The sequence below is a fragment of the Bradyrhizobium sp. 31Argb genome, from assembly GCF_043638955.1.
GTDB lineage: Bacteria > Pseudomonadota > Alphaproteobacteria > Rhizobiales > Xanthobacteraceae > Bradyrhizobium.
Map to the genome: position 1 here is coordinate 1 of NZ_JBEGDB010000003.1, position 19,163 is coordinate 19,163.

Consider the following 19,163-nt stretch of genomic DNA (forward strand, 5'->3'; position numbering starts at 1 on the left):
CGCTTCGCTAATCCTTCGCCGTCATCAGGCTGGATAGAGGACTTCCACCTCCAAGCTGTCGTTCATACTCGGCACACCGCCATGGAAACGCGCCGATGACGGCGCGCTTGTTCAGCATCAGCTCGATGTCGCCGCCGACATTCTCAGCGTGAATGAGCCCTTCCTGGAATGCCTGCGAGTGAAACGGAAAATAGTCTTCGACGACTTTTCGCCCCGAACGCTTGTGCGTGTACGAATTCTTTCCGAAGAACTCGTCGCAGCTCATTCCGACCTTGGCCTCGAACTGCTTTGCGAGGTCAGGCCGCATGCGCCGGATTGTGGTGTTCATCGCGTGATCGCCGGAACCGCAGTCGATCCCGAACCATTTGATCTTCTTCTTCAGCATCCAGTCGAGAAGCTCCTGCTTCCCTCCGGGATGCATGCAGAAATACTTCACCAGGTCCTGCTGCGGCTTGCCTTCCCAATAGCGGTGCCAGCCGGTGTGAATGATAAGGATGTCGCCGTCCTTTACTTCAACCGGTGCACTCTCGATCATTTCGGGAGTGATGACGGCCCAATCTTCCATGTGCTTGGACACGTCGACGACTGCGCCCGGTCCGACCAGGAAATCCAGCGGATAGGATGCCATGTCGCCCATCCCATCCGTGCCGTGCATCGCACCGTCAATGTGGGTTCCGACATGGAGCGCGGAATCGATCCGCTGCGCGACGATGTGGATCGTCTGCAGATTTTGCGCGTAGTACATCTTGTTGCCGGCATATCCGACCCAGCCGGGCGTGTGCACATTCATCAGATGAGACAGGTCGACGATCTTCATCGCGCGAATTCCTTTGCTTACGTTGATTGGCTTACGCAGCCTTCTTGAAGAGCGAGTTCAGCCACCCTTTCAGAGCCGCAAGAAGCAGCGAGGTGGTGTTGAGCGGCTTGACCGCTCCCGAACCAGGCGCGAATTGCGGGGCCGACTTCGTCAACGAATCCGCCTGAGGACTACCTGCTTCGGCTGCCGCCGCGGCGCTTCTGGCGCCGAGTTCGGTCTCGGCATTTCTCACAAATTCACGGACAAGCTGATTGGCGATCTCGGTGATGAGCCCGGTTCTCCCAAACTGAGCGATGGTTCCGGAGAGCTGGACATCGGCGAGGACGTCAACGCGAGTGGCGCTTCCCTCTGGAACAAGCGTGCACAGCATCGACATTTTGCCGCGGCTGGCGCCTTTCCTGTCGACGCCCTTCCCCTCGAACTCGACCTTCTTTGCCTCTTCGTCGTATTTGACCTTTGCTTCGCCTTCGAAGCTCGCCTGGAATGGGCCCACTTTGGCGGAGACCTTTCCACTGATCGAGCCGTCGTCCTTCGTACCGAGATATTCTGCTCCAGGCAGGCACGCGGCGACGCTCGGAACGTCATGGAAGAACGTCCACACCGTGGGGAAAGGTTGCGATACAACGAAGTTCTGCTTGATCTCCATGCCTTGCCTTGGAAGTTGTCAGAGCATCCGGTTCAGCGATCTCATGTATTTTTTAACTGTATTCAAATCTATACAGCAAAATTGAAATACGCAATCTCATTTGGTCAGGCCCCGCCGGCCGCCCAATTCGTAATCAGCTCCGCGATAAAATTTCAGCACCGCAGGTAACAATGATATTGAAATATTATATATATCAGTATGATATGTCGTATTGCATGCAGCATACAAAATGTTGTTGCCGCTCATCTTCGACTGGACCAGACTTGGCCACGTCAGGGGACGAATGAACTTCAATGGAGACGCTCGCTGGAAGTCTGCCGGCATGGAGGGAGCAATGAGCGAGCAGGTGTCCGCCATCGGAGCGACAGGCGCCGTCAGACCGACCGGTGTGCGCTGGAACATCTTCCTGCTGATGCTGTTCCTGATCTCGATCAACTACATCGATCGCGCCTCGCTCTCGGTGGCGATGCCGCTGATCTCCAAGGAGTTCGACATTGATCCGGCGATGCAGGGCCTGATCCTGAGCTCGTTCTTCTGGACCTACGCCGCCATGCAGATTCCCGGCGGCCTGCTCGCCGACCATTACAAGCCGCGGATCGTGATCGCCCTGGCGACGATCTTCTGGGGTGCCTTCCAGGCGATCGCGGCAGTGGCTACCAACTGGTGGGTGTTGCTGCTGACCCGGCTTGGGCTGGGCGCATCGGAAGCGCCGATCTATCCGGCGGGCGGCAAGCTCAACGCCATCTGGATGACGCAGAACGAGCGCGGGCGTGGCGCGACGCTGCTCGACGGAGGTGCGCCGCTCGGCGCCGCGCTCGGCTCGATCGTGATCGCGTGGCTGATCGCGGCCTTCGATTCCTGGCGCACTGCCTTTGTCATCGCCGGCGTCGGCACGATGCTGTGCGGCCTATGGGCGTGGTACTATATCCACAACGAACCGCGCGAGCACCCTTCGGTCAATGAAGCCGAGGCGCGCTACCTGGAACAGGCACACGCGCTGGAAGACGCCGCCACGCCGCCCTCCTCTGGCGGAAGCTGGATGGCCTATTTCCGCTTCCGTTCGGTCTGGTGCATGTGCCTAGGCTGGATGTTCTTCAACACCACCTTCTATGGCCTGCTGACGTGGATGCCGACCTATCTGTTCAAGGTGCACAATTTCGACATCAAGGTGCTCGGCGGCGCATCCTTCATCATCTTCTTCGCGGGCTTCGTCGGCGAGCTGGTCGGCGGGTGGATCGGCGACACCTGGCGCAGCCGCGGTGGTGCGCCGAACCTGGTATTCCGCACCCTGTTCGGCATTGCCGCCATCATGGCGACGGTGTCGATTTTCCTGGTGGCCTATGTGCGCGATCCGGTCACGGTCGTGGTGCTGCTGTCCTCCACACTGTTCTTCCTGCGGTGAGCGGGATCGAGCGCTGCGCCGCCGAGCTCGCCGCGACGCGGATGGTGGAGCGCGACGTTGAGCGACTGGAGGCGCTACAGGAGCGCATCGAATGGCACCACGAGCGCGGCGAGCTGCGCGAATATTTCGAGACCAACCAGCAGATTCACAGCGCCATCGTCGACTTCGCCCGCAACGCGGTGTTGAAGGCCACGCACGATATTTTGCTGGCGCGGGTGGAACGCGCGCGCTTCTTTGCCCTGTCGGTCCATGGTCGATGGGATGAATCGGTGCGCGAGCATCAGGACATTCTGGCCGCGCTCAAGGCCGGTGACGCCGACCGCGCCGGACGGCTGCTTGGCCACCATGTCCGCCGCACCGGCGAGATCATGGCCACCACGCTGGATGGCGAGACGGATGATGCCGGCCCGGCGAAAGCCCGGCCCAACATGCGCGGCATCACGAGAAAGGCCGCGCCGTGAAGATCCTGCTGCTCAATCCCAACACAACGACAGCGGTGACCGACCTGCTCCATGCGGCCGGCGCGCAAGTAGCCACGCCCGGCACCGAGCTGGCGGCGATGACGGCGAGCCGCGGCGTGCCCTATATCGCAACCCGGGCCGAAGCGCAGATCGGCGGCGCCATCGCGCTGGAAATGCTGGCCGAGGCCAGCACCGGTATCGATGCAGCGATCATTGCCGCCTTCGGCGATCCAGGCCTGTTCGGAGCGCGTGAACTGTTTGACATTCCAGTCGTGGGCCTGGCCGAAGCCGCGATGCTGACCGCCTGCATGGTCGGTCAGCGATTTTCCATTGTGACGTTCGCCCGCGCGCTCGCGCCCTGGTACCAGGAATGCGTTGCCATGCATGGGCTCGGCGCGCGTTGCGCCGGCATACGGACGCTCGACGACGGCTTCCGCTCCATTGCGGATGTCCAGGCCGAGAAGGAAGACATGCTGGTGACGCTCGCCAACCGCGCCGTCGAGCAGGATGGCGCCGATGTCGTCATTCTTTCCGGAGCGCCACTGGCGGGCCTTGCTGCCAAGGTCAGCCATCGCATTCCGGTGCCGGTGATCGATCCGATCGCCGCGGCGGTGCGGCAGGCCGAGACGCTCGCCGTGCTGAAGCTGCGCAAGCCCGTCGCCGGGACATTCCGCCGTCCCGATGCGAAGGCGACCATTGGGTTGGCGGAGCCGCTGGCCGCTGTCATCGAGCATCGGAAGCGACATGACGCTGAAGGAGGGTCCAACTGATGCCGTTCGACACCATCATCCGCGGCGGCACCGTTGCGACCGCCGCCGACACCTTTGCCTGCGACGTCGGAATCCAGGGCGGCAAGGTCGCGGCCCTGGGGCAAGATCTCGGCACGGCGGAGACCATCATTGACGCCACCGGTCGCCTGGTGCTGCCCGGCGGCATCGACAGCCACGTGCATTTCGCCCAGCCATCCGGCGACGGCATCGTGATGGCCGACGGCTTTGCCAGCGGCACGCGCTCGGCGGCGTTCGGCGGTAACACCACCGTGCTGCCGTTCTGCCTGCAGGAGAAAGGCCAGACGCTGCGCGAGGCACTGCGGCGCTACCACGCGCTGGCGGAGCGCGAATGTCACGTCGACGTCGCCTTTCACCTCATCGTCACCGACCCGACCGAGCAGGTGCTCGGCCAGGAGCTGCCGGCGCTGGTGGAGGACGGCTACACCTCGCTCAAAGTGTTCATGACTTATGAGGGGCTGGCGCTGTCGGACCGCGAACTGCTCGAAACCATGTCGGTCGCGCGCGAGACCGGCGCCATGCTGATGGTGCATGCGGAAAATTTCGACGCCATCCGCTTCCTCACCGATCGCCTCGAACGCGCCGGCAAGACCGCGCCGCGCTTCCATGCGACCTCGCGGCCAATTCCAGTCGAGCGCGAAGCCACGCATCGCGCGATCTCGCTGGCCGAACTCGTCGACGTGCCGATCATGATCGTGCATGTGTCGAACCGCGAAGCGATGGAGGAAATCCGCCGTGCCCGCCAACGCGGACTGAACGTGTTGGGCGAGACCTGCCCGCAATATCTGGTTCTGACCGAGAACGATCTCGAACAGCTCAACATGGAAGGCGCCAAGTATGTGTGCTCGCCGCCGCCACGCGACATCGCGAGCCAGCAGGCGTGCTGGGAAGGCCTGCAGCAAAAGGTGTTCTCGGTGTTCTCGTCCGACCATTGCCCGTTCCGCTATGACGACCCGAAGGGAAAGCTTGCGCCCAAGGGCCGTACCAGTTTCCGCTGGGTGCCGAACGGCATTCCCGGCGTGGCGACACGATTACCGATCCTGTTCTCGGAAGGCGTCGTGAAGGGCCGCATCGACCTCAACGAATTCGTCGCGTTCAGCGCGACCAATCACGCAAAGATCTACGGCCTTTATCCGCGCAAGGGCACGATCGCGGTCGGCTCGGACGCCGACATCGCGCTGTGGGATCCGAAGCGCAAGGTCACGATCCGCCACGAGCTTATCCATGATGGCGCTGATTACACGCCCTATGAGGGGCTTGAGGTCACGGGCTGGCCGGTGCTGACCATGGTGCGCGGACGCGTGGTGGTCGACGATGGCGTCCTGGTCGGGGCGAAGGGCCATGGCACCTACCTGCCGCGGAGCAAGCCCGCGGCGACGATCAACTTTTCACATCCTTAGGATCTGACGGCGGGAGATCAACATGCCCTATGCGACGACGGATGACGGGGTACGCCTTTATTTCGAGGAAACGGGAGCCGGCCGTCCCGTCATCTTCGTCCATGAATTCGCCGGAGATCTGCGCAGCTACGAGCTGCAGATGCGGCATTTCGGCAAGCGCTATCGCAGCATAGCCTTCAACGCGCGCGGCTTCCCGCCGTCCGACGTTCCCGAGCAGGTCTCATCCTATTCGCAGGCACGCGCCGCCGACGACATCCTCGCGGTGCTCGATCATATCGGCGAGCGGCAGGCGCATATCATCGGCCTGTCGATGGGCGGCTTTGCGACCCTGCATTTCGGCCTGCGTCATCCCGAGCGGGCGCTGTCACTTTGCATCGGCGGCTGCGGCTACGGCGCCGAGCCCGACAAGCGCGAGACGTTCCGCGCTGAAGCCGACGTGATCGCCGACATGATCCGGGCCGAGGGCATGCCGGCGTTCGCCGAGCGCTATGCCTACGGGCCGACACGCGTGCAATATCAGAACAAGGACCCGCGCGGTCACGCCGAGTTCAAGACCATGCTGGCCGAACATTCGGCGGTCGGATCGGCCAACACGCAGCAAGGGGTGCAGAAGGAGAGGCCTTCGCTTTATTCGCTGGTCGAGGAGATGAAGCGCATCACCGTGCCGACGTTGATTATCACCGGCGATGAGGATTGGCCGTGCCTGCTGCCGGGCATTCTCATGAAGCAGAGCATTCCGTCCGCCGCGCTCGCGGTGATGCCGAATTCGGGGCATGCGATCAACATCGAGGAGCCGGAGGAGTACAACCGGATCGTCGGCGATTTCCTGGCCCAGGTCGATTGCGGCCGCTGGCCCCTCCGCGATCCACGGGCGGTCAGCACCTCGATCACGGGAATGAAGGATTAATGGCCCTCGTGGATTGAAAAAGCAGCAGACACAGTGTCGTTTTGGTGCTTGTCGGCTCGCGCCAGGAGCGCCGGCTAATTGCGGACTGCGTACAGGGGTGTTCTGACCGTCAGTTGATAGGCGGGCTTCGGCACCCACATGATTTCGGCTGTGACGCCAAACAGCCGATTGTCGTTATCGTCCAAGCGATCGAGATCGAGCCGCACGATCGGTTGTGTGAAGGGCCGAATGGGCGCAAGGGCCAGAAGATGCGCCCCTTCGAAGGACTGCACGCCCACACGACCGGTGAATTTCCAATTATTGGACCATTGATAGTAGCCGCCGACATAGGCGATCGTGTTCGGGTTGATCTTCACGAGCGTAGTGCCGACGTCAGTGCGCGTGTCCTGGAAACCGGCGAGGAAGCCTTTGGTCTCATCAGGATCAAGAGCATAGTCGAATTCGAGAATGTTGTTGAAGGAGGTTGTGGTCAGCGGACCATTGGGGATCGATTGTGTGATGGTCGATTGCAGCGTCACGGTAGGAAAGGTCCCGCCGTTCTGCTGGTAGAGATCCGCCTGGAAGCCGATGTTCCAGCTTGTGACTTGAAAGGACGACCACCCAGTGCTTCCGAAGTCCGTCGAGCTGCCGGAGACGCCTGCGTATAGCGAGACGCTGTCCGTGACATCGACCGTCAACGGAAAATCCACGTTGAGAGATTTCGCTGCTGGCAGGCCGGTCGGAAACGCCGCGCGGTTCGGTGTTGCGAGCGTTTGCAACGCATTGAACAGAGTTGGACGTCCAAAGCCGAATGTGAGCGATCCTGCCGGCACCTGCGCGTAGATTGTTCTCAGGTCAAGATAGACCGCCGGTATCGATGCGCTGATAGCGCCGTCGTCATCATTTGCGCCAAAGGCTGTCCCAGCGGAGAAGATCAATGTCGCGCACAGTCCAGCTTTCAAGATCAGCCTGAAAGCCGAAAATTCTGCGCCGCTACATTGAGGAGGATCCAAGGCGTAAATCTTCTCTAGAGACGATCTTCATCAAGTTGGCAGGCGCGAAGGTCGATCTCAGCCTGTCCGCTCCTCGACCTTTCCCGAAACTCTCGCGGGGTGAATCCGGAAATCCGTCGGAAAGCGCGAGCAAAGTGGGCAGGGTCTGCATAGCCCGATGAGAATGCTACGTCGATGATCTTGTTCTCGGTATCGCTTAGAAGCTGCATCGCATTGTTGAAGCGGACCTGCTCAAGCAGGCCCGAGTATGTCAGCCCGGCCAGCGCGAGCTTCCGTTGCAGACTCCTGACGCTTAGTCCAACCATCTCGGCAGCCTGCACTATCGCCGGGCCTCCTTCATCAAGATACGATGGTAAAGTCAACTTGAGAATGCTGACGACGTCGTTGCTGAAAGGCTGCCGCTCTGTCTCGTGCAAATTAGACCGGACAACATCTGCTCGATTGGGATAGCTCAAGAATTGGAGCGGCACTTCGATCCATGAGGCTTTCTGACCTGACATGAAGCGTGTATCCGGCCAATGCGATTGAACTTCCTTGCTCGGTACATAATTGGCTTCAAACGCGATCACTCTGGGAGTCCAGCACGCGCCCGCGAACTGACGAACGATGTGCAGGACGAATATGTTCTGAAGCCATTGGGACATCTCAAGATGGGAAATACCTTCCGTTCCAATGAGCCTGCTGCAAATTTTCACGCTTTCGTCGTACGGCTCCAGCCATAGACGCAGATTTGTATCTTCGACCGGCGCCCACTTGCACATCTGCTGAAGAGCAACTAGCAGAGTTGGTGAATGCCGGATTCGAACTCGCATGGCATCGCTCAAATGATCGAATGAGAGCCTCTGGGCTGCGCGAAAGGCGATCTCCGACAGCCCCTGCTTTTCCTGGGCAGCCGCCGCAAAGCGAACGGCCGGCAGCAGTGGCACGTAGTGATCCGCTTTTTCCTCCAAAGAGGTAGGAAGCCGGAATTTGGCGAGAAGCGCCGCGGTGGGTCCGCCGATTTCTGAATGGATATCAGCAAATGGCACGAGAAATTGGCAACGGGTCAATGGAATAACGGTCATCACTACCTGCCCAAGAAGTCTGCCGCGGTGGCAGACTAGCAGGCTGGCAACTGTCTTGCCTTATCGATTGTCAGGTCGTGCCATGCATTGCGAGCAACAGATAATTCCACTTGACGAACATTTTGGCGGCTGATGGCCAGATTGGTCCTGAAAATGCGTGTAAGCTCGAAGCATCGGTTTTTCTCTTGAGGGAACATGGGCTTCACGCCTCACACAAACCGATGAGAGCTGTCCGTTTGCCTTCAGCTCGGGCGGTCCGCGCGGCCATTATCGCGTCGCTGCGACACGGTGACGCAACTCTCGATGGCACAGCTCGCGCCTGCAAAATCAGCACGCGCACCTTGCAGCGTCATCTCGGTCGCATGGGCACAAGCCACAGCGCAATGCTTGCGGAAGTTCGCTTGAGTATCGCTTGCCGCTTGCTCGTGGACTCAAGCAAGCGCCTGTCCGATATCGCAAAATTCCTCGGCTATACGAATGCAAGCAGCTTCAGCCGCACTTTCGTGCGTTTGATGAAAGTTCAACCCGTTGTTTACAGACAGCAGCAACTTGCCCGTAAGCAGGAGCGGGCACGCCTTCGCAGAAGAACTTGCGACTGACCGCTGAACTGATCCGGACAATTGGCGCGAAATGGCAAGACTCGCGATCTGAATTGGCGCGAAATGCTTAGCCAAGCTGCTTGCCGATTGCCCGGCTGCTGGGGAGCCACTTTTTTGAAGGCGCAGAAGAAGATGCGCCGGTCGATTTTTGAAAGCCATAGGAGCCGGCCGAAAAGAAACAATCCCTCTTTCAACGGAGAGAATAACCATGACACTTCGTGCTGCTCTATTCGCATTTTGCGCCGGCGGATTGCTGGTCTGCCCCCAAGAACTTTCTGCTCAAACGGCACCCGAACGCAAGCCGCATATTCCGCTTGAGAAATCCATAGGCCAGGCAAAGCCGGAAGTCGTGCCGTCCCTCTTCGTCCTCAATTCGCGCGGTGCGAGCTTGAAGGACAGCAAGCTTGTGCTGACGGGAATTTCGCCGAATGCCATCGTGTTTGCCGATCGACCTGTTCGGGCCGCCGGTCACGATCTCACGACGCGAATTGTCGAGGATTGGGGCAACGGCAGCGACAACTTCGCCAAAGATCCACCGAACGCTACGGTTTCCGGTTTCAAGAAAGACGGATCGTCGGTGATCGACGCCGTTGTCGTGCTGAAATCGCCCAAGCTTGAGGACGACAAGCTGACTTTCGATGTCGATATTCTCGAAGGCGATCTTGTGGGAGCTGATGGACCGGCATCGGTTTTTATCGACATCATCGGCCGCCCCTTCACTCCGCTGTCCTTTGCGGGCGTCGCGCGCCGAACGGCCTGGCGCGGTGCTTTCTACCGAGGCGCGGCCTTTGCGGGAGCGGCCGCTGTGGCCGGAGCCGCGGCCTATCCGTACTACGCGCCCCGGTGCGGATACTATCCTTATCCGCCTTGCTATTGAGCTGCGCTGACTGGCGGCATCGTAGCTGCCGCCCGCGCAATTCATCCCGACCGCCTCGTCATTTGGTCAGTCGCTGTCAGCCTCATGGCATGAGAGCCACATCTGAAATCATCAGCCGTCATTTGTATTCGTTTCAAGAAGGAGATAAACGATGAACATCACCCGCCGATCCCTCGCGTTTGGTGGAATGGGGCTGCTGGCAGGAGCGGCCGCAACACGATCGGTCCTTGCCCAGGATTCTTTCCTCGGCGTGGGGCAAGGCCTGGAGGATTTCTGGCTCGCGAGCGACGCCTACATTTTCGGCTATCCGTTGGTGACGATGGAGATGACTCGCCGGGTCATCACCAATGTTGCCGAACCCGTCGGAACGCGGGGGCCGATGGGCCATATCATCAAGCTGCGCCAGTATCCGGACGCCTCGTTCAGGGATGTCACCGCGCCGAACGCGGACACTCTCTATACAACCTCCTTCTTCGACGTCGGGAAAGAGCCGTGGGTCCTCAGCATCCCGGACATGAAGGGGCGCTATTTCCTGATGCCGATGCTGGACGGCTGGACGACGGTGTTTCAAGTCCCAGGGAAGCGCACCACCGGCACCGGCGCGCAGACTTACGCGATCACCGGACCCGGGTGGAAAGGCACGCTGCCGGCCGGCGTAAAGGAGTACAAATCGCCTACCAATATCGTGTGGCTGCTTGGCCGCATCTATTGCACCGGCACGCCGGAGGATTACGCCGCCGTCCACAAGCTGCAGGATGAGTGCAAACTCGTACCGCTCAGTGCTTACGGCAAGCCGTACACGCCACCTCCAGGAAAGGTCGATCCGTCGGTCGACATGAAGACCGCGGTCCGCGAGCAGGTCAATCGCATGGACGCGGCGTCGTATTTCAAGCTGCTGTGCGAGCTTATGAAGACCAATCCGCCATCAGAAGCAGACGCGCCTCAGCTCGCCAAATTTGCCCGAATCGGAATCGTCCCCGGACAGGATTTTGATGAGAGCAAGCTCAAGGCGGACTTCCTGAAGCGCTTACCGGAGGTCTCGTTCGACAGGATCATGCTTCAGTTCAAGATCAACAAAGCCATCAGGGATGAGAATGGCTTTGCCTTCACAACAAAAACCGGCATCTACGGCACCGACTATCCGATGCGAGCCCTGGTGACCGCGATCGGACTCGGCGCCAATCGTCCGCAGGATGCGGTGTACCCGGTTTCGCAAAAGGATGCGAATGATCAGAAGTACAACGGTGCGAACAAGTACGTCATGCGGTTTCCCAAAGGCCACCTGCCTCCTGTGGAGGGATTCTGGTCGCTCACGATGTACGATAGCAGCTACTTCTTCGTGAAGAATCCGATCAACCGCTACTCGATCAGCGCTCGTGAAGACCTGAAGGAAAACGCGGACGGCTCGGTCGAGCTCTACATTCAAAAGGACTCCCCGGGCAAAGACAAGGAGTCAAACTGGCTTCCCGCCCCTGAGGGAGATTTCATACTCATGCTCCGCATGTACTGGCCTGAGGAAACGGACCCCTCCATCATCAACGGCACATGGACGGTTCCTGCCGCCAGGAAGGTCGGGGCTTGAGAACTTGAACTCAGGCCGGCCCCGAGTGGGCCGGTCTGAGCCGAAGTGTTCCGGCTTTGCGCTGTACCGCCAAAAAAATCACGCGGGCAGCAAAGATCGTTGCGCGATACGCATAAAGGGCGGGGGTGTGATATGTGGCTTCTTGATCTTCGGAAAAAGGGACAGTCCAACAGGCGCGACAAGACAAGGCCCGGAATCCGTTTCCGATTCAGAAACTCAGTCATCGCCACGGCAATGGCGATGACATCCATTCCGTCTGCAACCGTCCACGCCGACGAAGGTGGTGTTTCATATTGGCTTCCCGGCCGCTTCGGCAGCCTTGCAGCAACCCCTCAGGTTCCCGGCTGGTCGATGGGCGAGGTCTACTATCACAGCAGCGTAAGCGCTTTTGGCCGTACGGCGGCCGCGCGGGAAATCCAGGTCGGCAGGACCCCCGCTGCGGTGAACGTCAACCTGAACCTGCGTCTGAATGCGCAGGCCGATCTCGTGCTGCTCAATCCCACCTACACGTTCGCAACCCCGGTGCTGGGCGGACAACTTGCCATCGGCGTAATCGGTCTGTTCGGGCGTTCCAGCGCAAATCTTGACGGAACGCTGACGGCAGCAGTCGGCCCGCTGGCGATGACGCGCACAGGCAGTATTGCCGATTCAATCACGTCGGTCGGCGATCTTTACCCGCAGGCAACTCTCAAGTGGAACGCCGGGGTGCACAATTTCATGGCCTATGTGACGGGAGATATTCCCGTTGGGGCGTACAGTCCGACCCGCCTCGCCAATCTCGGCATCGGTCATGCCGCCGTTGATACCGGCGGCGGCTATACCTACTTCAATCCGCAGACGGGGCATGAATTTTCTGCTGTCGCGGGCTTCACCTACAATTTCAAGAATCAGGATACGCAGTATCAGAACGGTATCGACTTCCACGTGGATTGGGGTGCCTCTCAGTTTTTATCGAAGCAGCTTCTCGTTGGTTTGGTCGGGTATGGTTATCAGCAGATCACCGATGATTTCGGCGCGCACCCCGTCCTAGGAGGCTTCCGATCCCGGGTATTGGGAGTCGGTCCTCAGATCGGCTTTCTTTTTCCTGTTGGCGACATGCAGGGATATTTGAACCTAAAGGGATATGGCGAATTTGCCGCGGAGAATCGCCCGGCCGGCTGGAATACGTGGCTGACGTTCTCGATCTCGCCAATGGCGCCGGCCAGCACCGTGACGCCAACCCGGCGGATCGTGACGAAATAATCATGGTCACGGCGGTGACACGAGCCTACATCGCCAGATTTGCCGCGCCCTTCCGGATGTCGCCTGCTGGTCCCGAATGAACGCGTCGGCGGCTTCGATCGAAGTCGGCTCCTGAACCCAGAGCTGAAAAATGCCCGCTCAGCGACTTTGCTGCGTGGACCGGCAATTGGCTGCATCCCCTGCACTCCTTGAAATTCGATCCGCGGCGGCTATTTGGGTGATGTTGGAGCAGGGACCAATCATGACAAATAATCCAGTTAGGCCTGCACGTGTTGACGAAGCCGAGGAGCTTACGCAAATCGCAGTTCGCGCGACCAGGAATGACGGATACGACGATAATGCGATCGTCCGCTTCATGCCCGCACTCAAGGTCAACCTTTCGCTGATTGCCGCCGGACTGGTCTTTGTTGCCGACAGCGAAGCCGGCGTTCCGCACGGCTATGTGGCCGTAAGACCGGCGGGAATCGGAGGCCTGATTCTCCTGGAGGGCATTTTTGTCGATCCAGCCCATTCGCGAAGGGGCGTTGGCACGCGACTTTTTGCTACCGCAGTAGAGCTTTCGAGAAAGATGGCAGGAAATGTGATCCTGATCAACTCGAGCCCAAGTTCTGTCGATTTCTACGCCCGTCTTGGCGCCAACAAGATAGGCGCTACACCCTTCGTATTCTCCCCTGACGTACAACTATCGATGTTCGCGTTTGCAATTCCGCCGTCCGGTGAGCATGGCGTCGAAGCCGTGCGCGGGGGCCGATCGTCCTAAGAGGTAGAACTGTGCTCGCAATTGCTTTGACCGGATCATGCTCTAGATTGAATCAGAACCGACGCTCTAGATTCTTGTTTTGACGCGTTTTCTTCACGCGAACCGGTGTCCACTTCGCTCGAAAACGCTCTAGTAGAGATTATTTTTGTATTCGTGCTCCAGACCCTTCTTCAGAAGGCCCGTCGCACCGGGAACAGACAACGCAGCGCTCGTAAGCCGGGCTCCCAATCCACTGGCCTTGTTGAGCTTGATGTGCTCGGTGAAGACTTTCGCGGGGTCGATGGCGGGGCGGCCGGACATTGGCCAGAGATGCGTTCGAACGAGGGCGGGGCTTTCGGACATCGTGACGCTGAGATCGTCGATCCCTATGGCGAGCGCCGGCGTCTTGTCCTGCACCCGGAATTGCGCGCGCATCGCTTCGTCGTCGGTCATGTGAGCTGTCCCCGACAACCTCACGATATGGCTCGAACCAGGGATGAGCAGCGCGGCGGCGACGCGGGGCTGAGCGATGATGTTGCGAAAACTATCGACGCGACGGTTTCCCGGACGATCGGCAAACCAGAGCCGCGAGCCGTCAAGATGCGCCATCATGCCGGCAGGATCGCCCTTCGGGCTGAGGTCGGCGCGGCCTTGAGCGTCCGTGGTGGCCAGCGCAAGGAAACGGCAATCGGCGATGAAGGCCGAGAGATCCGATGGCGCCGCGGCGATCGGCGCAGCCGTCCAGAAATCCGAGCGGATCAGAGCCTTGCCGCAATGACCGTAGCATTCCTCCACCGCGACACAGATTTCGTCGTGCCGAACCTCGGCCACCCTTCCGTTGACTCGCAACGTCTCGGTGATGCCTGGAAGCGGAAACAGGGAGGCGAACCCGACACCAGGCCGGGCGAGTGCCGCATCATCGAGCAACGCGGTGGGTAGCCGCAGTTCGTGCGCGCTGGCCGATGCGAAGCCGCACTTTCCGCCCGCCATTGTCACCGCGATGCCCGAAGCGTCACCGAAGGCGGTAAAGCTGAACGGCGAAAGCCGGATCCAGTGCAACGCACCTTCATCAAGATGATCAATCACCTTGAGCGTCATCGGCAGGGGCGTCTTGCCGATGATCGCTTCAAGTTCGGCGACAGAGGCGATCTGTTTGCTCATCCAAAATCCACCAAGAGTTCAGCGCTTGCGCCAATGACGGCTTAGGACGGATAGGCCTTCGCGCGATTGGCAACATCAGCCAATTATGACATTATATTCTGAATTCCTGCCAATGCACTTCCACGGAAATTGGAATCGATTGGAATGCCAATCCTTACCGATCTGAGCGACCGAACTGGCTTCGTCGACCCGGATGAGGTGGCGCGCGCCGTGATCACCTACGGCATCACGACGGTCACGACCGGCGTTGAGCTCGATTTTCACAGTCACCGGAAGGCGCAGCTCCTGCTGTCATTGCGCGGCGTTCTGACCTGCGAGCTGGAAGGCGGCCTTTGGATCGTGCCGCCGCAAAGCGCAATCTGGATTCCGGGCGACGTATCGCACAGCGTCAAGGCGGCAGGCGAGATCGAAGGCTATAATGCGTTTATCGATCCCGCCGTCGCACCGAACCTGCCCGCAAACTGCTGCACGATCTCGGTCACGCCGCTCCTGCGGGAGCTTCTGGTCCGGTCTGCCAGTTTCCCGATTGCTTATCCCGAGGGTGGCATGGAGACGCACCTTGTGGCCCTCCTGCTCGACGAAGTCGCGGTGGCGCCGGTGGGCAAGTTGCATCTGCCGATGCCAACGGATCGCCGGCTGCGCAAGATCGTCGACATGATGATGGCCGATCCTTCGGACCAGGGGACGATGGAGATCTGGGCCAAGCGCGCCGGGCTTAGCGAGCGAACACTGGCGCGCATGATTGCCCGACAAACCGGCATGACCTTCGGCCGCTGGCGGCAGCAGCTCAACATCGTGCTCGCGCTGCAATGGCTGGCGAGCGGCGCAACGATTCAGCAAGTGGCCATGGATCTCGGTTATGAGAGCGCGGGCAGTTTCGTCACGATGTTCAGGAAGGCGCTCGGCACAACGCCAGGCCGCTATATGGCAGAACGGCAGGGGCCGCTTGCGTCTCCTCGGATTTGAAAGCACTGGAGAGATGCCACAGGAACATTCTGTCACCTTTTCGATGATCGGGTTGTTGCGGCGATCACGCAGCCGTCACAGGCGCAAGCACAGATCTCTCTTTTAGTTTGTCGGCGACCTTCGATTGCCAGCGGCAGTTTCCCCGGAAGCTCAACGCCGAGTGAATTGTGATCGCGGCACGGTCAATTATTGCCGATGTAACCAGATTTTCGCGCAGGGTTATCGTGCCGTAACAGAGGAAAACCACATTTACTTCTGCGAGCAGGTTGCGGAGTTTCATGTGGACAGGTCTTCTTTCAATACTTCCCTCTCAAGCACGCCCTCATTGTGGACGCAGTGGGAAAACGAGCGTGAAGTCAGGCGAGCGGTCCGCGCACTCGCTGCGCTTGATGATCAAACCCTGCGCGAGATGGGTATTCGAGACCGCTCACAGGTCGAGTTCACCGTTCGATTTTGTCGCGACTGTTGACGAGACCGCATGATGCCCAGAACCGTTATTCAGCATATCCTTTCACGGCTGCGTGATGTCGGCATCACCGACGTCTTTGGTGTTCCGGGCGACTTCTCCTTTCCGCTCAACGATGCGACGTACAGCGAACCGGGTCTGCGTTGGATCGGGTGCTGCAACGAGCTCAACGCCGCCTATGCCGCTGATGGCTATGCGCGGATCAAGGGCGCCGGCGCGGTCTGCACCACCTATGGCGTGGGCGAGCTCAGCGCGCTGAACGGCATCGCCGGCGCCTACGCCGAACATCTCCCCGTTTTCCACCTGGTCGGAATGCCGCCCACGTCTGCGCAAGCCGCGCGCTCCGTGCTGCACCATACGCTGGGCAACGGTGAATTCGATCTGTTCCGCCGGATGAGCGAACCGGTGGTCTGCGCGCACTCGGTCATCACGCCGCAGAATGCTGCATATGAGACCGAACGCCTTCTGTTTGAGGCATTCTATCACCTCCGCCCCGTCTACATGACCTTCCCCGCCGATCTCGCCGATCGACCCGTGCTTGGAAGCGCTCAACCTATTGCTGCTCCTGGAAGCGATCCCGTCCTTCTCGAGAAGGTTGTGAATGCAATCCTGTCAGGCATCGATCGGGCCAAGACGGCGTGCATCCTGCCAGGCCTCCTGGTGGCGCGTACCGGCCTGCAGCAGACAATGCAGGCGATTGTCGACGCATCCGGCTTGCCATTCGCCACCATGTTTCTCGACAAATCCGTGCTCGACGAAAGCCAGTCAGCTTATGTCGGAATGTATGCCGGCCGATTGATGAACGAGAACGTGCGCCAGTTTGTCGAGAGCTGCGATCTTGTGCTCGCCGTCGGCACGCTGTTCAGTGACCTGAACACCGGCGCCTTCACGGCCAAACTGGATCCGGCGCGGCTTATTTCGATAGGTCATCACCACACCACATTGCAGGGGCGCACGCATTCCGGCCTCGAGATGGCCGATGTGCTCGCCGCCCTTGCGAAGCGCCTGAGCAAGCACAACAATGTCGTCACCCCGCCCCATGCCGACTCGCTAGGCGCGGGAAGCGGCGGTGGCGACGATCCTATCACGGCTGCCGCGCTATATTCACGCTGGAGCAAGTTCATACGACCTGACGACATCGTCGTCGCAGAGACCGGCACCGCCTCCATGGGGCTGGCTTTCGCGCGGCTGCCGCAGGGAGCGCGCTTCCATAACCAGGACTGTGGGGATCGATCGGCTGGGCAACGCCGGCCGCGCTGGGTGCCGCTGCCGCCGCCCCACACCGACGCATGGTGCTCGTGACCGGAGAAGGTTCTCATCAATTCACGGTGCAGGAAATCAGTCAGTTTGCTCGTCTCGGTTTGAAACCGGTGATCTTCGTGCTGAATAACGGCGGCTATCTCATCGAGCGGCTGCTCGCCAAGGAGCCTGCCATCGCCTACAACGACGTCCCATCCTGGCGATATGCCGAGCTGCCGCGGGTATTAGGTTGCGACGGCTGGATGACGGCGCGAGCGACGACTTGCGGCGAACTCGACCAAGCGTTGCGGAACGCCGCAGGTGCACACAGCGGCGTCTACATCGAGGTCCTCACTCCACCAGATGAAGCACCGCCGTTCCCGCTCCGCCTGCGCGACAATGCGAAATCCCTGTATCGCATGTCCTGAACGGCCGTCTATCGTCGGCGCAGTCGATAGATGGCCGCAGCGCGGGACGATGGGGCGATCGTGTGCCGATGCCTCCAATGACCTGCGTGTCGACGACTACCGACCCGCGGCTAATCCGGCACGACCGGCGCCTTGGTCTTACGTAGCTTATCCGTCACTTGTCGATCGAGCTTAAGATGCGCATCCACTAATGGCGGCGGCGTCAATGCCATCCATGTGTCGAGGGAGAAGTCGACAAAGTAAGGGCTCTTGAACGTTTCGAGGAATCGCAACGGGCCAGGGCCTGTATTCTCAAGATAGTGGCCCATCGCGACCGGCACGTAACCGACATCGCCGGCGCGGAGATCGAAGGTGCGCGCCTGGCCCTGACCTGCAAACACGCCCATGCGTGCTTGCCCTTCGATGACATAGAGCCACTCGTCCCCGTTGGGATGCCAGTGCAGCTCGCGCAATCCGCCCGGATTGACCTCGACCAGTGCTGCGGCCGTCGTGGTGTTGATCGGGAACACGGTGGAATCGCTGATCCGCACCGTCCCACTCGCGGTCTTGATGGGATCCTGGGCCATGAGCCGAGAACTGAAGCTCTGCGGCACGGGCGTTGCTTCCGGAATGTTGTCCGAGGAGAGCGGGCCCGGCAAGGGAGCTGGGAAAATGTAGCGCTGGCTTTCCTCAGGGGTCTGGTCGAACAATGAAGCTGGCACCCCAAAGTTCTTGCCGAGCACCTCGGTCGGTGTGCGCTTGAGCCAGTCGGCGATCATGAAGGTGTTGTCTTCATCGAAATCGCCGTCATCGAAGACGAGGAGAAACTCGCAACCGTCGGGACCGAGGCCCTGGATGGAGTGCGGAACTCCGGAAGGGAAGAACCAGAGGTCACCCGTACTGACGTCATCGATGAAGTAACGCCCTTTGGCATCGACTGCCGTGATGCGGGCTTTGCCGTAAAGCATATAGGCCCATTCGGAAGCCTTGTGCCAATGCATCTCGCGCACGCCACCGGCATTCAGCCGCATGTTCACACCGGCAAGGGCCGTGGCAACGCCGAGTTCGCGCCGGGTCACCTGGCGGGTCCAGCCACCTGTCTCCAGCCGCATATGCGCATCGGAAAACGAGAAGCGTAGGTTCGGCAAGCTGCCGTGATCGGTCGAGGGCGGTACGAGCATATCCGGGTTTTGCCGGTCCCGCGTCAGATCTCGCGGACCGGGATCGGTGCCGCCGCGACCCGGCCGCTGGGGCTGCGGGACCGCGTCTGCGGATTGAGCCTGTGCGATAGCGGTGGTCGTGAGGAGGCTCCCGGCAGCGGTCGCTGCCAGCATTTGGCGACGAGAAATGGAATCCATGATGCTATGTCCTATGGTTCGAAGCTCTAAACGGATGCTGCCACGGACGC

At 60.0% G+C, this 19,163-nt stretch carries 20 protein-coding genes; 13 read left to right on the top strand and 7 right to left on the bottom strand.

Features of this window, described 5'->3' with window-relative positions; genetic code table 11:
* Positions 1-7 precede the first annotated feature (7 nt).
* The gene (locus AAFX91_RS00905; RefSeq protein WP_394565276.1) at positions 8-817 is read right to left on the bottom strand and encodes a cyclase family protein; all 810 of its coding nucleotides are present in this window, start codon (positions 815-817) and stop codon (positions 8-10) included.
* A 31-nt stretch (positions 818-848) separates the two neighbouring features.
* Positions 849-1,463 carry an SRPBCC family protein gene (locus tag AAFX91_RS00910; protein WP_394565277.1) on the bottom strand — a complete coding sequence of 205 codons (615 nt, stop codon included), beginning with the start codon at positions 1,461-1,463 and terminating at the stop codon, positions 849-851.
* A gap of 334 nt (positions 1,464-1,797) precedes the next feature.
* Here AAFX91_RS00910 and AAFX91_RS00915 point away from each other — a divergent pair, with 334 nt between their 5' ends.
* Genes AAFX91_RS00915 through AAFX91_RS00935 form a run of 5 tightly spaced genes read left to right on the top strand, consistent with a single transcriptional unit; the run spans position 1,798 to position 6,421 of the window.
* Positions 1,798-2,865, top strand: coding sequence for an MFS transporter (locus AAFX91_RS00915; RefSeq protein ID WP_394565278.1), 1,068 nt, complete (start codon positions 1,798-1,800; stop codon positions 2,863-2,865).
* Positions 2,862-3,326, top strand: coding sequence for a GntR family transcriptional regulator (locus AAFX91_RS00920; RefSeq protein WP_394565279.1), 465 nt, complete (start codon positions 2,862-2,864; stop codon positions 3,324-3,326). Before AAFX91_RS00915 ends, AAFX91_RS00920 begins: the two co-directional genes overlap by 4 nt.
* Positions 3,323-4,096 (top strand): aspartate/glutamate racemase family protein, encoded by a 774-nt coding sequence (locus AAFX91_RS00925; RefSeq protein WP_394565280.1) that lies wholly within the window; start codon positions 3,323-3,325, stop codon positions 4,094-4,096. Before AAFX91_RS00920 ends, AAFX91_RS00925 begins: the two co-directional genes overlap by 4 nt.
* Positions 4,096-5,514, top strand: coding sequence for a dihydropyrimidinase (hydA, locus tag AAFX91_RS00930; RefSeq protein ID WP_394565281.1), 1,419 nt, complete (start codon positions 4,096-4,098; stop codon positions 5,512-5,514). The genes AAFX91_RS00925 and hydA overlap by 1 nt, the downstream gene beginning before the upstream one ends.
* 22 nt (positions 5,515-5,536) lie before the next feature.
* Positions 5,537-6,421 carry an alpha/beta fold hydrolase gene (locus tag AAFX91_RS00935; protein WP_394565282.1) on the top strand — a complete coding sequence of 295 codons (885 nt, stop codon included), beginning with the start codon at positions 5,537-5,539 and terminating at the stop codon, positions 6,419-6,421.
* 74 nt (positions 6,422-6,495) lie between these two features.
* Here AAFX91_RS00935 and AAFX91_RS00940 read toward each other — a convergent pair whose 3' ends face one another.
* Both AAFX91_RS00940 and AAFX91_RS00945 read right to left on the bottom strand, forming a co-directional pair.
* Positions 6,496-7,362 (bottom strand): hypothetical protein, encoded by an 867-nt coding sequence (locus AAFX91_RS00940; RefSeq protein WP_394565283.1) that lies wholly within the window; start codon positions 7,360-7,362, stop codon positions 6,496-6,498.
* 65 nt (positions 7,363-7,427) lie between these two features.
* A complete protein-coding gene (locus AAFX91_RS00945) occupies positions 7,428-8,477 on the bottom strand; it encodes a helix-turn-helix domain-containing protein (protein WP_394565284.1) in 1,050 nt (349 codons plus the stop codon).
* A gap of 110 nt (positions 8,478-8,587) precedes the next feature.
* Between AAFX91_RS00945 and AAFX91_RS00950 the strand changes: the two genes are divergently transcribed.
* From AAFX91_RS00950 to AAFX91_RS00970, 5 genes are all read left to right on the top strand, one after another.
* Positions 8,588-9,076, top strand: coding sequence for a helix-turn-helix domain-containing protein (locus AAFX91_RS00950; protein WP_394565285.1), 489 nt, complete (start codon positions 8,588-8,590; stop codon positions 9,074-9,076).
* Between the two features lie 208 nt (positions 9,077-9,284).
* Entirely contained in the window at positions 9,285-9,953 is a 669-nt protein-coding gene (locus AAFX91_RS00955; RefSeq protein WP_394565324.1) for a hypothetical protein, read from the top strand.
* A 151-nt stretch (positions 9,954-10,104) separates the two neighbouring features.
* Positions 10,105-11,535: a DUF1254 domain-containing protein gene (locus tag AAFX91_RS00960; RefSeq protein ID WP_394565286.1), complete on the top strand. Its 1,431-nt coding sequence runs from the start codon at positions 10,105-10,107 to the stop codon at positions 11,533-11,535.
* Between the two features lie 234 nt (positions 11,536-11,769).
* Positions 11,770-12,777, top strand: coding sequence for a transporter (locus tag AAFX91_RS00965; RefSeq protein WP_394565325.1), 1,008 nt, complete (start codon positions 11,770-11,772; stop codon positions 12,775-12,777).
* A gap of 241 nt (positions 12,778-13,018) precedes the next feature.
* The gene (locus AAFX91_RS00970) at positions 13,019-13,537 is read left to right on the top strand and encodes a GNAT family N-acetyltransferase (protein ID WP_394565287.1); all 519 of its coding nucleotides are present in this window, start codon (positions 13,019-13,021) and stop codon (positions 13,535-13,537) included.
* Positions 13,538-13,666: 129 nt separating this feature from the next.
* Here the strand turns inward: AAFX91_RS00970 and AAFX91_RS00975 are convergent, their stop codons facing one another.
* Entirely contained in the window at positions 13,667-14,677 is a 1,011-nt protein-coding gene (locus AAFX91_RS00975; RefSeq protein WP_130577165.1) for a pyridoxamine 5'-phosphate oxidase family protein, read from the bottom strand.
* Between the two features lie 144 nt (positions 14,678-14,821).
* Between AAFX91_RS00975 and AAFX91_RS00980 the strand changes: the two genes are divergently transcribed.
* The gene (locus AAFX91_RS00980) at positions 14,822-15,643 is read left to right on the top strand and encodes an AraC family transcriptional regulator (RefSeq protein WP_394565288.1); all 822 of its coding nucleotides are present in this window, start codon (positions 14,822-14,824) and stop codon (positions 15,641-15,643) included.
* Between the two features lie 64 nt (positions 15,644-15,707).
* Here the strand turns inward: AAFX91_RS00980 and AAFX91_RS00985 are convergent, their stop codons facing one another.
* Positions 15,708-15,923: a hypothetical protein gene (locus AAFX91_RS00985; protein ID WP_394565289.1), complete on the bottom strand. Its 216-nt coding sequence runs from the start codon at positions 15,921-15,923 to the stop codon at positions 15,708-15,710.
* 201 nt (positions 15,924-16,124) lie between these two features.
* On the opposite strand from AAFX91_RS00985, the gene AAFX91_RS00990 reads away from it, so the two are divergent.
* Positions 16,125-17,411, top strand: a complete 1,287-nt coding sequence (locus tag AAFX91_RS00990; protein ID WP_394565290.1) for an alpha-keto acid decarboxylase family protein — start codon at positions 16,125-16,127, stop codon at positions 17,409-17,411.
* Positions 17,366-17,776 carry a thiamine pyrophosphate-dependent enzyme gene (locus tag AAFX91_RS00995; protein WP_394565326.1) on the top strand — a complete coding sequence of 137 codons (411 nt, stop codon included), beginning with the start codon at positions 17,366-17,368 and terminating at the stop codon, positions 17,774-17,776. The genes AAFX91_RS00990 and AAFX91_RS00995 overlap by 46 nt, the downstream gene beginning before the upstream one ends.
* Positions 17,777-17,886: 110 nt before the next feature.
* Here AAFX91_RS00995 and AAFX91_RS01000 read toward each other — a convergent pair whose 3' ends face one another.
* The gene (locus AAFX91_RS01000) at positions 17,887-19,113 is read right to left on the bottom strand and encodes a cupin domain-containing protein (protein ID WP_394565327.1); all 1,227 of its coding nucleotides are present in this window, start codon (positions 19,111-19,113) and stop codon (positions 17,887-17,889) included.
* Positions 19,114-19,163 lie beyond the last annotated feature (50 nt).

What these genes read in the sequence shown, in the direction of transcription:
- AAFX91_RS00915 (WP_394565278.1), top strand. Translation starts at nt 1,798, where the DNA reads ATGAGCGAGCAGGTGTCCGCCATCGGAGCGACAGGCGCCGTCAGACCG.
- AAFX91_RS00945 (WP_394565284.1), bottom strand. Translation starts at nt 8,477, where the DNA reads ATGACCGTTATTCCATTGACCCGTTGCCAATTTCTCGTGCCATTTGCT.
- AAFX91_RS00905 (WP_394565276.1), bottom strand. Translation starts at nt 817, where the DNA reads ATGAAGATCGTCGACCTGTCTCATCTGATGAATGTGCACACGCCCGGC.
- AAFX91_RS00990 (WP_394565290.1), top strand. Translation starts at nt 16,125, where the DNA reads ATGCCCAGAACCGTTATTCAGCATATCCTTTCACGGCTGCGTGATGTC.
- AAFX91_RS00965 (WP_394565325.1), top strand. Translation starts at nt 11,770, where the DNA reads ATGGCGATGACATCCATTCCGTCTGCAACCGTCCACGCCGACGAAGGT.
- AAFX91_RS00985 (WP_394565289.1), bottom strand. Translation starts at nt 15,923, where the DNA reads ATGAAACTCCGCAACCTGCTCGCAGAAGTAAATGTGGTTTTCCTCTGT.
- AAFX91_RS00970 (WP_394565287.1), top strand. Translation starts at nt 13,019, where the DNA reads ATGACAAATAATCCAGTTAGGCCTGCACGTGTTGACGAAGCCGAGGAG.
- AAFX91_RS00935 (WP_394565282.1), top strand. Translation starts at nt 5,537, where the DNA reads ATGCCCTATGCGACGACGGATGACGGGGTACGCCTTTATTTCGAGGAA.
- AAFX91_RS00910 (WP_394565277.1), bottom strand. Translation starts at nt 1,463, where the DNA reads ATGGAGATCAAGCAGAACTTCGTTGTATCGCAACCTTTCCCCACGGTG.
- AAFX91_RS00975 (WP_130577165.1), bottom strand. Translation starts at nt 14,677, where the DNA reads ATGAGCAAACAGATCGCCTCTGTCGCCGAACTTGAAGCGATCATCGGC.
- AAFX91_RS01000 (WP_394565327.1), bottom strand. Translation starts at nt 19,113, where the DNA reads ATGGATTCCATTTCTCGTCGCCAAATGCTGGCAGCGACCGCTGCCGGG.
- hydA (WP_394565281.1), top strand. Translation starts at nt 4,096, where the DNA reads ATGCCGTTCGACACCATCATCCGCGGCGGCACCGTTGCGACCGCCGCC.
- AAFX91_RS00980 (WP_394565288.1), top strand. Translation starts at nt 14,822, where the DNA reads ATGCCAATCCTTACCGATCTGAGCGACCGAACTGGCTTCGTCGACCCG.
- AAFX91_RS00960 (WP_394565286.1), top strand. Translation starts at nt 10,105, where the DNA reads ATGAACATCACCCGCCGATCCCTCGCGTTTGGTGGAATGGGGCTGCTG.
- AAFX91_RS00955 (WP_394565324.1), top strand. Translation starts at nt 9,285, where the DNA reads ATGACACTTCGTGCTGCTCTATTCGCATTTTGCGCCGGCGGATTGCTG.